The organism is Nocardia sp. NPDC005746 (assembly GCF_040630785.1).
GTDB lineage: Bacteria > Actinomycetota > Actinomycetes > Mycobacteriales > Mycobacteriaceae > Nocardia.
Map to the genome: position 1 here is coordinate 381,140 of NZ_JBEXYE010000001.1, position 13,228 is coordinate 394,367.

Below are 13,228 nucleotides of genomic sequence, written 5' to 3' on the forward strand. Positions count from 1 at the left end.
CGGAGCCCGTCCCGGGCCCCGGCCGTCCCATCGGGGTAACCCTATGGCGGAAATCACCGGGTCGTGGGGTGGATGGCCCGGATGGATCGGATCAACTCAAAGGTTCGCGGCCGTCCCGATTCTGGACTGACGGAGCGGGGGAGCGAAGCGGAGGAGCGGAGGAGGGAAGAATCGGGACCAGAGGCCGCGAACCCGCCGGAGCGCAGCGGAGGCAGTCAAACTAGGCTGAATACTCATGATCGACCTTCGATTCCTGCGGGAGAACCCCGACGTGGTCCGTGCTTCGCAGCGTGCTCGCGGTGAGGACCCGTCCCTGGTGGATGCCCTGCTCGAGGCGGATGCCGCCCGTCGCGCGGCGGTCGCGACGGCCGACAATCTGCGCGCCGAGCAGAAGGCCCTGGGTAAGAAGGTCGGCAAGGCTTCCAAGGAGGAGCGCCCGGCGCTGCTGCAGGTGGGCCAGGAGCTGTCGGCGAAGGTGAAGGAGGCCGAAGCGGCGGAGAACGCCGCGGACGCCGACCTCGACGCCGCCCAGCGCGCGCTGTCGAATGTGGTGCAGGAGGGCGCGCCCGCCGGCGGCGAGGACGACTACATCGTGCTCGACACGGTCGGCACGCCGCGCGAGTTCGATTTCGAGCCGAAGGACCACCTGGATCTGGGTGAGTCGCTGGGCCTGATCGATATGGAACGTGGCGCGAAGGTGTCGGGTTCGCGGTTCTACTTCCTGACCGGCAACGGCGCGCTGCTGCAGCTGGGCCTGTTGCAGCTGGCCGCGCAGAAGGCGACGGCGAACGGTTTCACCATGATGATCCCGCCGGTGCTGGTGCGCCCGGAGATCATGCAGGGCACCGGCTTCTTGGGTCAGCATTCGGCCGAGGTCTACCACCTCGAGGACGATGACCTGTACCTGGTCGGCACCTCGGAGGTGCCGCTGGCGGGTTATCACTCGGGCGAGATCCTGGATCTGAGCGGCGGTCCCAAGCGCTACGCCGGCTGGTCGTCGTGCTTCCGCCGGGAGGCGGGCAGCTACGGCAAGGACACTCGCGGCATCATCCGCGTGCACCAGTTCGACAAGGTGGAGATGTTCGTCTACACCACCCCGGAGCAGGCCGACGAGGAACACCGGCGGCTGCTGGCCTGGGAGCGGGAGATGCTGGCCGCCATCGAGGTGCCCTACCGGGTGATCGATGTGGCGGCGGGCGATCTGGGTAGCTCGGCGGCCCGCAAATTCGATTGCGAGGCTTGGGTTCCCACTCAGCAGACCTACCGCGAACTCACCTCGACCTCGAACTGCACGACGTTCCAGGCCCGTCGCCTGAACGTCCGGTACCGGGACGAGAACGGCAAGCCGCAGATCGCCGCCACCCTGAATGGCACATTGGCGACAACGCGCTGGATTGTCGCGCTGCTGGAAAACCATCAGCAAGCGGACGGTTCGGTACGAGTGCCCGCTGCGCTGGTGCCTTTCGTCGGCGCCGAGGTTTTGGAGCCGCGCTGAGTATTCGCTACTCGGCGTGGCTTATTCCGCCGGATGTGTCTACCGCTGGCTGGGCTTGTGGCTAGGCTGGGCAGCGTGCGAGGAATCGGGTCTCGCGGCGATGCCCGAACCCGGGTCCGGGCGGCATCGGCGCTGGCGACGGCAATGGTCATGGCTCGGACCACCGGGGCGTTCTACGTCATGGGTGGCTTTCTGGGTCTTGTCCTGACCGCCGTCGCTCCGGGTGATGAGGGCAATCGGCCGTTGGTGGGCGTGGCGGCGTTCGTGGCGCTGCTGCTGGGCATCAGCCTGCTCATCTGGGGTCCGAGGCTGCCGCATTCGGTGCATCACGCTTATGTGGCGACGGCGACGGTGCTGGTGACCGTTGCGGTGCATTGGTTTCCGAACACGGTCGGCGCGATCAGCCTGGCCGCGTTCTATGTGTTCGTGGCCTGTGACGCCGCGATCTTCTTCTCGTGGCGCTGGCTGGGCGCGCATCTGGCGTTCGCCATAGCCTGCTGTCTCTGGGTGGTGCCGTCGCGCGGGCTGCCGTGGTGGTCGGGCATCATTCCGGCGGGTATCACCTTCGGAATCGGCATCGTGGTCGGCATTTTGACGCGCATGGCGTCCGACGCCGACATCGATGTGCTGACCCGTCTGCTGAACCGCCGCGGTTTCGACCGCGCGTTGAGCAATGCCATCGCGCACGCCACCCGTACCGGTCAAGGTCTGGCCTTGGTGCTGATGGACCTGGACCGCTTCCAGAAGATCAACGACCATCTGGGTCACCGGGCCGGTGACGCCGTGCTGCAGCGGGTGGCCGACACCTGGTCGAAACTGCTTGCGCCGGATCAGCGCCTGGCCCGCTACGGCGGTGACGCGTTCGCGCTGCTGCTGCCCGGCACCACCGAGCAGGCCGCGATCCTGTTGACCGAGGAGCTGCGGGCCGCCGTCACCACCGGTTGTTCGGCGGGTGTGACGTCGTGGCAGCCGGGTGAATCCGGTTCGCTGCTGGTGTCGCGTGCGGATGTGGGTCTGTACCGGGCCAAGCAGGCGGGCCGTAATCGCACGGTGCTGGAGTCGTCGCGGCAGCTGCCGCTGGCGGTGGAGCTGCGTGAGGCCATCGACCGCGGCACCCTGGATGTGCAGTACCAGCCGATCGTGAGTCTCACCGACGGCGATACCCGCGCGGTCGGCGTGGAAGCCTTGCTGCGCTGGTCTTCTCACGCGCAGCCGGAGGTCACCACGGAGGGCCTGATCCGGGTCGCCGAGGAATACGACCTCATCTCCGATCTGGACGAGCTGGTGTTGCGTCGCGCCTGCGCCGACGCCGCCCGCCTGCAGGAGACGTTCGCTCAGCTGGACCTGACTCTGAACGTCAATGTGAGCGGCCTGGAGTTGGCCGAGTCCGAGTACGCCGCCCGGGTTTCCGGCATTCTCGAGGAAACCGGCTGGCCTGCCGAGCAACTGGTGCTCGAGGTGACCGAGAGCGAGCTGGCGGCCGAGTCCGAGACCGCGATCGCGAACCTGCACAAGCTGCGTGAGTTCGGCGTCCGTATCGCCATCGACGATTTCGGCACCGGCTACTCCTCGCTGAGCCGCCTGGCCACCCTGCCCTCGGACATCCTCAAGGTGGACCAGTCCTTCGTGGCGTCGATCCGCTCCGATTCCCCCGCCCCGCCGCTGCTGGGCGTGATCGCGGCGTTGAGCAAGTCCCTGGACCTGCAGGTGATCGCCGAGGGTGTGGAGACCGAGTACCAGGCCGCGGTCCTCACCGAGCTCGGTTTCGCTCTCGCCCAGGGCTACCACTACAGCGACGAGCACCCGGTCACCGAGCTCATCAATGACCTCAACGAACGCCCGGGTCTGGTCGGCGCGTCGGTGTCGGAGGGCGAGCCGTCCAGCAACGGCTGGATCCCCATCGATAATCCGCTTGACGGTGGTACCCCCGGCGCGCAGAGTTGATCCCATGCGGATGCTGATCTACGCCTGTTGATTCGTCCTTCGTAGCGCTCTGCCCCGCACCGAGTGTGCGGGCTCGATGCACGCACTCACCTTCCGGGCGGTCCTGTTCGCGTTCACCGCGGATCTGATCCCGCTCTACGCGATCTACGCCCTGCTGTTCGCCGATCACGGCCTGAACGCCGCGCAGATCTCCTCGCTGTTCGCGATCTGGTCGGCAACCGCGTTCATCCTGGAGATCCCCTCCGGAGCCTGGGCCGACACCGTGTCGCGGCGCGGCCTGCTCGTGTTGTCCGGCGCGCTCCTGGCGGCAGGCTTCGCGGTCTGGACCCTGTACCCGTCCTACCTGGGCTTCGCCGCCGGCTTCGTGCTCTGGGGCACGTCCGGCGCCCTCCGATCGGGCACCTTCGAGGCCCTGATCTACGACGACCTGCATGCCCGCGCCGCAACCGTCGAATACCCGCGCCTGATGGGCTACGTCCGCGCGGCCACCGAAGCGGCCGCGCTCGCAGGCATTCTCGCGGCCGCCCCGCTCTACGCTTGGGGCGGTTACGCCCTGGTCGCCTGGTCGAGCGTCGCGATCGCCGCCGTGCACACCCTGACGGCGGTCCTGCTGCCCAGTGCACCGAAGTCGATATCCGCCGCGACTGTCGAGGATCTCGAGGACGTCGACGATGACGATCCGGATCCCGCCGTGGAGTCTCGCCTGTCACGAGCCCCGGCAGCCTCGGAACCTGTTGGCTACCTGGCGATGCTGCGCGCCGGACTACGAGAAGCACTGCATGTCAGGCTGATTCGCCGAGGAGTCATCCTGGTCGCCCTGCTGAACGGCATCACCGCCTTCGACGAGTACTTCTCCCTACTCGCCGACCACGCCGGCGCCGGACCGTCCCTGGCCGCGGTGCTGGTCGGCGTCACGGTCGCCGGTTCCCTGGCCGGCGCGATGCTGGTGGGCCGTACCGAGCGGACGTCGGCCCGAGGCATGGCATCGGCCCTGACAGTCGCGGGCGTCCTGTTCATCGCCGGCGCGCTGCTGGCGGGCTCGGCCGCCGCCCACCCGACCTCTCTGTATGTCCTGACCGCCGTGGGCTTTTCAGCGGTGGGCATCGCCTACGGCATCGACTACAACGCCGACGTTATCGCCTCGGCCCGCCTGCAGGACGCCATCACCGGCCCGGCCCGTGCCACGGTGACCTCGGTCTCCGGCTTCCTGACCGAGGTGATCGCCCTGCTGGTCTTCGCTTTCGCAGCCGTCGCCACCACCTGGCTCCCCTTGCCGTTCGTGGTCGCCGCGCTGGGTATCCCTCTCCTCCTGGCCGCCGCCCTGACCCCCACCTGGCTTCCGCTCCAGTCCCACACCAGATCTCTTGCGGCCGAGCACGACTAGCCCCCGAAATTCGGGGGCCCGCGAGAGTGCCGATTCCGGAGCCATTCTGAAATGGAAGCGATTAACTGTCTGGGCGGTGGTCGAGAGGTCCGGCCGCACGCTCGATCGAAGGGTTTCACGCATGCGCACTGTCATTGCGGCGGTTGGCATTGCCACGGCACTGACTGTCGGAGCCGGTCAGGCGGGGGCCGCGCCGCTCCCGCTCGTCGACGCTCCGGCCGCGGCCCCGGTTGCGGGGTCCGGCTCGTCCACAGGCTCGGCCTTCCCGATCACGACCGGTTCGGTAGGGGTGGACGCGGCCCTCAATATCGCCGGCACCATCGTGTGCGCGATCATGATCCCCGACTGCTTCCACCGGGAGACGAACGACGTGAGCTAGTCCCGTGGGAACGTCGGTGGGGCAGGCGTTTCGCGGTCCCCGGAGCCGAGCGTACCCATGCGCCGCTTCAATAGATCCGTACAGTGCTACATCCGGCTGCCGGCGACTCTGCCGGTGGCCGCCCCCCGACACCTCATGGGGCGGCTCATCCGGGGCGGTTATGCACTTGGTTGCGGATTACGTCTAGGGACAGTCGAATTCACCGTTGCGGACGCCAGCGGCGAACGCATCCCATGCGTCGGGGGCGAAGATGAAGGCCGGGCCGGTGCGGTCCTTGCTGTCGCGGACGGCGACGCGCTCACCTTCGATAAAGGCGACCTCGACGCACTCCCCGCCGGCCTGGCTATAGCTGCTCTTGAACCACCGTGCATCGGATAGCTTCACGTTCACGACGAATACTCCCTCGCTAGCCGCCTCAACAGGTTTCGAGAGACCACCTCTTCGAGGGCGGCCTGTCGGATGACATCGTGGGCCGCATAGTGGAACCTCACGTCGTCCCGTTCCTCAAGGTACATACTTCCGACCGCCCCCTCCAGGTATACGACCGGAGGTTCGGTGGGCTCTCCTCGGGGTGGCTCTCCGAAGTCGAGAATCACGAACGGCGACATGGCGATACCGCCCGGGAAGCCGGCCTCGAACGGCAGCACGCGAAGCGAGATATTCTCGCGCGTAGAGACATCGGCGAGATGCCGCAGTTGGTTCGCCATGACGGCCGGTCCGCCGACCGAACAGTGCAGTGCCGCCTGCCCGATGACCACATCAAGGTCGAGTGGAAGGTGTTTTCGCGTGATGGCGATCTGGCGGCGTTGCTTGATCTGGACCCGGCGATCTCGATCTTCGTCCGGTTCACCGGGCCAGCGGACCTTCATCAAGGCGCGATCGTAAGCCTCGGTCTGCAGCAGGCCTGGAATCAAATCCGGCTGGTACGCAACATATCCGACGGCAGCGGCTTCCAGTCCGACATATACGTCGAGATTCTTGGGCATCAGATCGGCGTACGAGTGCCACCAGCTCTTGACCTTGGCCTGCTGAGCCAACCCGATCATGCCTTCAGCAGTGTCTCCGGGCACACCATAGATCCCGCAGGCTTCCTTGATGACAGCCGTTTTGATGCGTGTGATCTCGGCCTTTTCGATGCGCGCCAGACTGGACGCCCCCATCTCGAGTAGCTCGGCGGCCCGCGCTTGGCTCAAACCGGACCGGTTTCGCCACTCCAGCATCAATCGTCCGAGTTGCCGGAGAGGCACAGTCGAGCTGAGGTCAGACATGATCGCATCCTCCGTTTCCAGTGGTCACGCTCATCCGCTGCGGGCGTCCCCCGCCACCCGATTCGGTGTAAGGGTCCCACCGCATTCGGTGATCGTGCAGGCGATTCGGTGAAACCGATTCGGAGTCACCGGATCGGTGGCAGTGTCGCCGCTCCGAGCGGTTCTATGGGAACGCGTCCGGTTGAGGGTGCACTCCACTCCGACACCCTCGCCGGGCGCGTCTATTCGCACCGATTGAGAGGTTTGCAATGAATCTGCTTGATTGCGAATCGGATCCGGGGCCGTTGACGAGGTTTGATGCTCGGCTGGCGTGGCAGATGCACCGGTACTGCGATCGGGAGGTGTGCCGGGTGCGGCGGCGAGCGCGGGTCATCTTGGAGGGATTCGTCAGTGCGGCAGGGGGTTTCGAGAGGGATGTGAATGACCGCGGGTGAGGGTGGGGCGCGGGTGGAGGATCACTGCGCCAATGGGCGGATTGTCCCGATTTCCCGGGAGCGGGCCGAAGGGATTCTGGCCATTCACGCCGGCTGTGATTCGGCCTGCGCGCGGAAGGCGAGCGCGGCCGCGTATCTGCGCGGCCGGACGGTGGAACCGAGCGAAAGGCACTCCGATGCTGGTTGAACTGTTCTGCGCGGCGGCGACGGTGATCCTGTGCGCGCTGGCGGCGCTGCACATGACTCATGACGCGCCGGTGTCGGCGGCCCGGCACGCGCGGGATCGCTACTCGGTCGCGGCGATCCGGGCCCGCATCGAAGCCGAGAATCGGGCCGAGCGCCGAGCCGCCGCGCTCACGATCCGGCCGGTCGGTCGCGGACGCCGCCGGTGAGGGGAGAATCGGGCGGTGGAGATGCGGCGGTGGGTCGGGTTGGGGTTCGGGGGTTCCATCGGTGCGGCCGTGGCCGTTCAGGCGCGGATCAATGGTGAGCTGGGGGAGCGGCTGGGGGACGGGATCGCGGCGGCGGCGATCAGTTTCGGTAGTGGGCTGCTGATCCTGGGGGTGGTGTTCGCGGCCAGCGGGCGGTTGCGTGCGGGTGTCGGGCAGGTACGGGCGGCGCTCGACAGCGGCGAGTTGCGCTGGTGGCAATTGCTGGGCGGCTTGTCCGGCGCGTATTTCGTTGCGTGTCAGGGTCTTACGGTCGCGACCATCGGGGTTACGGCGTTCACGGTGGCCACCGTGGCCGGGCAGCTGGCGAGCAGTTTGGTGGTGGATCGGCTGGGCTGGGGTCCGAGTGGACCTACGCCCGTGACGGCTCTGCGGGTCGGTGCCGCGGTACTCGGTCTGGTCGCGGTCCTGCTCGCGGTGGTCGGCCGGAGCGGCACCGATACCGGCTCACGCTCCGCTGCCTCGGTGCTGCTGGTGGTCCTGCCCCTGATCGCGGGCGTGCTGGTGGCGTGGCAGCAGGCGGTGAACGGCCGGGTGGGCGCGGTCGGCGGGCCCTTGTCGGCGACGCTGGCGAACTTCGCGACCGGTACCGCGGCGCTGCTGGTCGTCGAAGCGGTGGTGCTGGTCCGGCGCGGCGGTCTCCACAGTCCGCCGACCGAGCCCTGGCTGTATCTCGGCGGCCTGATCGGGATTTCGTTCGTGGCGCTGGCGGTGGCCGTGGTGCGCTGGATCGGCGTGCTGCTGCTGGGCCTGGCCTCGGTGGCGGGTCAGCTGCTGGCGTCGGTGGTGCTGGATGTGGTCGCGCCGACCGGGGCCGGTGTGTCCGCGCTGGCGGTCACGGGTTGCGCCTTGACCTTCGTGGCGGTGGCCGTGGCCGCGAGATCCCGTGCGGGATTGCCGGCGGAGCCCGCGTGAGAGGCACCGGATCCGCTGTGTGACAGGGGCTTCCGGTTCGCGGCGGGTACCCCGGTACCGGCCGCGATCACCGTGTCAGACCAGCTTCTTCGACCGCAGTTCGTGGCCCTTGGAGGTCTTGCAACGCCCCGATTCCAGATCCCACTGCCACCCGTGCAGGTTGCAGGTCAGCGTATTGCCCTCCACCACACCGAATTTCGACAGGTCGGCCTTGAGGTGCGGGCAGCGGCGCTGCACTTCCCAGCCGTCGAGTTCGGTGGAGGCGGTGTCGTCGTGCGCCTCGGAGAACCAGCCGTCGGCGTAGGCGATGCGCTCGTCGGTGAGGCATTTGAAGAAGGTGTACAGGAATTCGTTGTATCCGCCGATGCGCCAGGTGGTGAAGCGCGTGGACAGGAAGATGGTGTTGACCCAGTCGGGTTCGTCGTCGCGCAGCACGGTGCGGACCAGCTGCGGCGCGATGCGGAATCCGTAGCGGTACTTGCCTTCTCCCTCGATGGGTTCGCGCACTTCGCGCTTGGGGAAGTCCAGTACCACGGTCTCGTCGCCCATGACCAGGCCGACGGGGTAGCCGATGCCGTCGCAGATCAGGTCGCTCTGCTTCATGATCGGCTCGAACTTGGCCTTCAGCGCGGGCAGCAGCGGTTCGCCCTCGGCGGGCGCCCAGGTCGCCTTCTCGGCGGCCAGCACGGGAGCCATGCGCTGGGCCATGTCCTCGATGTAGGCGGCCTTGTCGCCGTAGATGGTGTCGGGGTCGACCGGGTGGGTGAGCGAAAGCAGTTCCTTGCCACGCAGATCCGCGGTCGAGCCGGGGATCAGCAGCAGCCCGCCCTCGTTGCCGTGGATCTTCATCTGATCCAGGAAGGTGATCTGGTCGGGGAAGATATTGCCTTCGTCGCCGCGGTCGTCGTTGAGGTAGCGCAGCTCGTCGTCGAGGAACACCGGCGGACCGGCGGACGGCACGACCCAGGTGGCGCCGACCTGCTCGATGTAGGAGCGGGCGCGGTCCATGCCGCGCTGCCGCTTCTGCTTGCCGAAGTTGGCCTTGGTCTTGGTCGGAATGTCGTAGACCATCGGGTACCAGATGGCGCCGGAGTACTGCAGCAGGTGGACGTCGACGTGCCCGAAGTTGTCGTGCAGCACGTCCATGTCGACGGGTCGCGCGTCGTTCATGTTGAAGCAGACGGTTTCCCCGTCGGCGACGACGAGCGCGGAGTCGCCGATCGGCCCGTCGGCGGGCGCGCGCAGCGCGATGATCATGATGTCGAGGTCGCCGCCGGGTCCGGTGACAGCGGTCTTGACGGAATCCTCGGTCTCCACGAACTTGGTGAACCCGAGCGCTTCGAGCTCCCGCTTAAGGTCGGGCACCGGGTAGTCGGGGAGCAGGACGGTGGTGTCCTTGTTGATCTTGTCCGCGAGCAGCTTGGCGTCCCAGTGATCGCGGTGCAGGTGCGACACGTAGAGGAAGTCGCAGTTGCCGAGCTCGTCCCAGTCCAACTGGGTGTTGTCGGGGAACGGGAACCATGACCCGAAATAGGCCGGATTGACCCATGGATCGCAGAGGATCGTTCCGGCCGCGGTTCGGATGTGGAATCCGGCGTGTCCGACGCTGGTGATCTGCACGAGCTTCATTCCTCCCTGACCGTTACCAGCCACTCACACTACTGGCTGGCCGGAGACGTCACCGATGCAGTAACCCCTCGGTGCCCGACTTCGAGATGTATATCTACTTGGTCTGACTACCCGCACCGGACCTGTTTCAGTGTCACCGCGTCACACCAAAACGGGGCGCTGTTACCCGGATCACTGGATGCCGCGCGGGCAGCGACTACGCTAGCGGAACTGTGGAACCCGTCTACTACCCGATCATCGGGCTGGCCCGCACCGTTTTCGCGCTGCAGGGCCTGAAGTTCGCCATCAAGGGCGACGACAATATTCCGTCGACCGGTGGTGCGGTGATCGCGATCAACCACACCGGGTACATGGACTTCACCTACGCGGGCCTGCCCGCCCGCACCACGAAGCGCTACATCCGTTTCATGGCGAAGAAGGAAGTCTTCGACAACGCCATCACCGGCCCGGTCATGCGTGCGCTGAAGCACATTCCGGTGGACCGGTCGGCGGGCGCGGATTCCTATCACGAGGCCGTGGCCCGACTGAAGGCCGGCGAACTGGTCGGCGTCTACCCCGAGGCCACCATCAGCCGCAGCTTCGAGCTGAAGGACTTCAAGTCCGGCGCGGCCCGCATGGCCATCGAGGCGGGTGTCCCGATCATCCCGATCGTCGTCTGGGGCGCGCAGCGCGTCTGGACGAAGGGCCACCCGAAGCGTCTGGGCCGCACCAACACCCCGGTCTCCATCGCGGTCGGCAAGCCGATCCAGCCCTTCGAGCCCGCCTGGGCACTGACCGAGCAGCTCAAGGGCACCATGCATGACATGCTGCTGGACCTGCAGAAGGACTACACCCACGAGCCCGGTGCCTACTGGGTCCCGTCCCGCCTGGGCGGCAGCGCCCCCACCCTCGAGGAGGCCAACGAGATGGACCGCCGCGAAGCCGAGGAGAAGGCCGCCCGCCGTACCCAGCGGTCCGCCGACTAACTCGGATCCGACCCGCTGACGGCAGACAGCCACGTGGCCGTGGCCGCCCCCACGATGGTGGCGGCCACGAAAGCCCCCACCCCACCGCCCGCCACATACACCCACAGCAACCCGGCGAACGGCCCCACCACCGCAGACTGCGCATCCAACAACACCCTGCGCCCAACCCCGGTCCGCTCGATCGCCTCGGGATCCGCCCGCTCGGGATTGTCGACGAGCCGCCCCACGGGTTCCGAATCCCGCACCCGCCCGGACGGATACATCCGGCGCCCGTCGACGGACATCTTTCGCCCGTCGATCGCGGCCGCCCGCGGTACGAGCGTCACCAGCCCCGGTTCGAAATACACGGGCAGCCACCGATTCCGGCCATCAACGGTGATTTCCAGCCACGACCGACTGACCAACCGATGCTGCTGCCGAACCCGCCGCACCGCCGCTTCCCTCGCCCCACCCCGAAGCCCCACGGGCAAATATCCGACCGCCACCGCGAACCGAAACCCGGTGTAGCCCAGAATGACCGCCGCCACGGCGATCAACATCCCAACCTGCTCCGGATCAGCGAACGGGACCCAGGCGAGGGTGATCGCCAGGGTCCCGATCGTCACGAGCGCCGGATAGGCCAGGGGGTGGCCCACCCGGGAATTCACTTCAGGAAGCCGATTTTGGTGTAGTCGAGGCTGGCCAGACCGGCCGCGCCGTAGTTGGCGAGGTTGCCGCGAACGGCCACATTGCCGGCCGACTGCATGAGCGGCAGGGAGTGGCCTTCGGCGAAGATCTGCTTGTCGACCTGGTTGGCCAGTTCGATGGCCTTGTCGGCGTCGAGCTCGGAGACGGTCTTCTCGATCAGATCGTTGAGTTCGGGAGAACCGATGCGGCCGTAGTTGCCCTGCAGGTCATTGGTTTCGGGGTGGTAGCCCCAGATCTGATCGATACTGCCGAGCGGGAACAGGTCGCCGACCCAACTCCAGTGCGCCATGTCGAAGTCGCCGGGCTGGATCACCTTGGTGAAGTAGTCCTGGCCGGGCTTCGTCACGATATTGAGCTTCACGCCGATCGACGCCAGATTCTGCTGCATGACCTGCGCCATCTGCACCCAGGTGTCGGCGTTGTACATCACATCGCGGAACTCGAGCTTCTTCCCGTCCTTCTCGCGGATGCCGCCACCGGCGGGCACCTTCCAGCCGAGGTCGTCGAGTTCCTTGGCGGCCTCGTTCGGGTCGAAGGCCGGAGCGTTGTCCTGATAGCCCTTCTGTCCCGCCATGTAGATGTGGTTGTTGAGCGGCTTGGGATCGACGACCAGGCCGGTCTGGATAGCGGTGGCGATACCCTGCCGGTCGATGGCCTTGCCGATGGCCACGCGCAGCTTGGGGTCGGCGAAGATGGATCCGGGCGCGCCGTTGAAGGTGATGTGCGACCACGAGTTACCGGGCGCGTGGCGAATGACCACGCCCGGAGTGTTCTCGGCGGTCTTGCGATCGTCGCGTGAGCCGATGCCGACCACGTCGATCTCGTTGTTCTGGAGGGCCGGCATGGTCGCCTGGTCATTGAGCACGCTGAACGTGATGGTGTCGAGCTTGGGGGTGTCACCCCACCACTTCGGGTTGTGCCCCAACACGATCCGGCCTTGCCCGCGATCGGTGGACTGAACCATGAACGGTCCCGAGGTCAGCCCGATGGCGTCCACGTATCCCTTGTTGAAGGACTCCGGCGTGCTGGTCACGGACTTCGGGTAGAGGAAGGAGTTGCCGGCGAACTGGCCCTTCCACTCCGAGAAGTGCTTGTTGAAGGTGAGGACGGCCTGCCGGTCGTCGGTCCCGCGCTCGATCTTCTCGACCCGGTCCCAACCCTGGTTGTTGGCGAGCAGGAAGTCCTTGTTGCGCCCGCTGAGCGCATTGCCCTGGGCGGCGATGTCCTCCCAGGTGATCGGCGATCCATCGGACCACACGGCCTTGGGGTTGATCGTGTAGGTGACCTGCTGCGGATTCGTATTCGTCAGCTGGACATCGGTGAAGTAGTTCGTGTCGATCGAGAGATTGCCCGACGCGTCGGATCTGAAGGCGCGCGGCATCATCGACCGTTCGACGCCCATGATCTCGGCGTCATTGCCGTCGATGTTCAGCGTGTTCCAGTTCGCCGGGAACGCCGACATGGCCAGCCGCAGATTGCCGCCGTCCTTCAGATCGGCGACATCGTGCGGATTGATATCACTGGTGGTGCCGAGCTCGGCTTTGCCCTGCGGTGCGGTGCCGTCGTCGCCGCCGCATCCGGTCGCTACCATTGTCACGGCGACCAGTGGGACCGCGAGCTTCGTTCCGATCGAGCGAATCCTCACCGGTTGCTCCTTCCGTTGGAGTTCTGCTGGAACA

Annotated in this window: 12 protein-coding genes; 7 read left to right on the plus strand and 5 right to left on the minus strand. The window is 66.6% G+C overall.

Translation table 11 applies throughout. The features are described from left to right. Positions 1 to 235 precede the first annotated feature (235 nt). The 4 genes from serS to ABZ412_RS01780 all read left to right on the plus strand — a co-directional run bounded on the left by serS (position 236) and on the right by ABZ412_RS01780 (position 5,202). The gene (serS, locus tag ABZ412_RS01765) at positions 236 to 1,495 is read left to right on the plus strand and encodes a serine--tRNA ligase (RefSeq protein WP_357275072.1); all 1,260 of its coding nucleotides are present in this window, start codon (positions 236 to 238) and stop codon (positions 1,493 to 1,495) included. Positions 1,496 to 1,645: 150 nt separating this feature from the next. After that, on the plus strand, positions 1,646 to 3,439 hold the full coding sequence (locus ABZ412_RS01770) for a bifunctional diguanylate cyclase/phosphodiesterase (protein WP_357275074.1): 1,794 nt from the start codon (positions 1,646 to 1,648) through the stop codon (positions 3,437 to 3,439). A gap of 76 nt (positions 3,440 to 3,515) precedes the next feature. After that, entirely contained in the window at positions 3,516 to 4,823 is a 1,308-nt protein-coding gene (locus ABZ412_RS01775; RefSeq protein ID WP_357275076.1) for an MFS transporter, read from the plus strand. 121 nt (positions 4,824 to 4,944) lie between these two features. Then, positions 4,945 to 5,202, plus strand: coding sequence for a hypothetical protein (locus ABZ412_RS01780; protein WP_357275078.1), 258 nt, complete (start codon positions 4,945 to 4,947; stop codon positions 5,200 to 5,202). Between the two features lie 183 nt (positions 5,203 to 5,385). On the opposite strand, the gene ABZ412_RS01785 is transcribed toward ABZ412_RS01780, so the two are convergent. Both ABZ412_RS01785 and ABZ412_RS01790 read right to left on the minus strand, forming a co-directional pair. Then, a complete protein-coding gene (locus tag ABZ412_RS01785; protein ID WP_357275080.1) occupies positions 5,386 to 5,592 on the minus strand; it encodes a DUF397 domain-containing protein in 207 nt (68 codons plus the stop codon). Beyond that, complete coding sequence (locus ABZ412_RS01790) at positions 5,589 to 6,470, minus strand: helix-turn-helix transcriptional regulator (protein WP_357275083.1); 882 nt, start codon at positions 6,468 to 6,470, stop codon at positions 5,589 to 5,591. The genes ABZ412_RS01785 and ABZ412_RS01790 overlap by 4 nt, the downstream gene beginning before the upstream one ends. 610 nt (positions 6,471 to 7,080) lie before the next feature. Here ABZ412_RS01790 and ABZ412_RS01795 point away from each other — a divergent pair. Both ABZ412_RS01795 and ABZ412_RS01800 read left to right on the plus strand, forming a co-directional pair. Beyond that, a complete protein-coding gene (locus ABZ412_RS01795; protein WP_357275085.1) occupies positions 7,081 to 7,296 on the plus strand; it encodes a hypothetical protein in 216 nt (71 codons plus the stop codon). 21 nt (positions 7,297 to 7,317) lie between these two features. Further along, the gene (locus tag ABZ412_RS01800; RefSeq protein WP_357275912.1) at positions 7,318 to 8,268 is read left to right on the plus strand and encodes a DMT family transporter; all 951 of its coding nucleotides are present in this window, start codon (positions 7,318 to 7,320) and stop codon (positions 8,266 to 8,268) included. 75 nt (positions 8,269 to 8,343) lie between these two features. On the opposite strand, the gene ABZ412_RS01805 is transcribed toward ABZ412_RS01800, so the two are convergent. After that, positions 8,344 to 9,888, minus strand: a complete 1,545-nt coding sequence (locus tag ABZ412_RS01805) for a Rieske 2Fe-2S domain-containing protein (protein WP_357275914.1) — start codon at positions 9,886 to 9,888, stop codon at positions 8,344 to 8,346. Between the two features lie 221 nt (positions 9,889 to 10,109). On the opposite strand from ABZ412_RS01805, the gene ABZ412_RS01810 reads away from it, so the two are divergent. Further along, positions 10,110 to 10,862: a lysophospholipid acyltransferase family protein gene (locus tag ABZ412_RS01810; RefSeq protein ID WP_357275087.1), complete on the plus strand. Its 753-nt coding sequence runs from the start codon at positions 10,110 to 10,112 to the stop codon at positions 10,860 to 10,862. Here the strand turns inward: ABZ412_RS01810 and ABZ412_RS01815 are convergent. Together ABZ412_RS01815 and ABZ412_RS01820 are read right to left on the minus strand one after the other, a co-directional pair. Further along, a complete protein-coding gene (locus tag ABZ412_RS01815) occupies positions 10,859 to 11,509 on the minus strand; it encodes a hypothetical protein (protein ID WP_357275089.1) in 651 nt (216 codons plus the stop codon). The genes ABZ412_RS01810 and ABZ412_RS01815 overlap by 4 nt on opposite strands. Next, on the minus strand, positions 11,506 to 13,194 hold the full coding sequence (locus tag ABZ412_RS01820; protein ID WP_357275091.1) for an ABC transporter family substrate-binding protein: 1,689 nt from the start codon (positions 13,192 to 13,194) through the stop codon (positions 11,506 to 11,508). The genes ABZ412_RS01815 and ABZ412_RS01820 overlap by 4 nt, the downstream gene beginning before the upstream one ends. Positions 13,195 to 13,228 lie beyond the last annotated feature (34 nt).

Excerpts from the sequence above, each read along its gene's own strand:
- serS (WP_357275072.1), top strand. The coding sequence starts at position 236 with ATGATCGACCTTCGATTCCTGCGGGAGAACCCCGACGTGGTCCGTGCT.
- ABZ412_RS01770 (WP_357275074.1), top strand. The coding sequence starts at position 1,646 with ATGGCTCGGACCACCGGGGCGTTCTACGTCATGGGTGGCTTTCTGGGT.
- ABZ412_RS01775 (WP_357275076.1), top strand. The coding sequence starts at position 3,516 with ATGCACGCACTCACCTTCCGGGCGGTCCTGTTCGCGTTCACCGCGGAT.
- ABZ412_RS01780 (WP_357275078.1), top strand. The coding sequence starts at position 4,945 with ATGCGCACTGTCATTGCGGCGGTTGGCATTGCCACGGCACTGACTGTC.
- ABZ412_RS01790 (WP_357275083.1), bottom strand. The coding sequence starts at position 6,470 with ATGTCTGACCTCAGCTCGACTGTGCCTCTCCGGCAACTCGGACGATTG.
- ABZ412_RS01795 (WP_357275085.1), top strand. The coding sequence starts at position 7,081 with ATGCTGGTTGAACTGTTCTGCGCGGCGGCGACGGTGATCCTGTGCGCG.
- ABZ412_RS01800 (WP_357275912.1), top strand. The coding sequence starts at position 7,318 with ATGCGGCGGTGGGTCGGGTTGGGGTTCGGGGGTTCCATCGGTGCGGCC.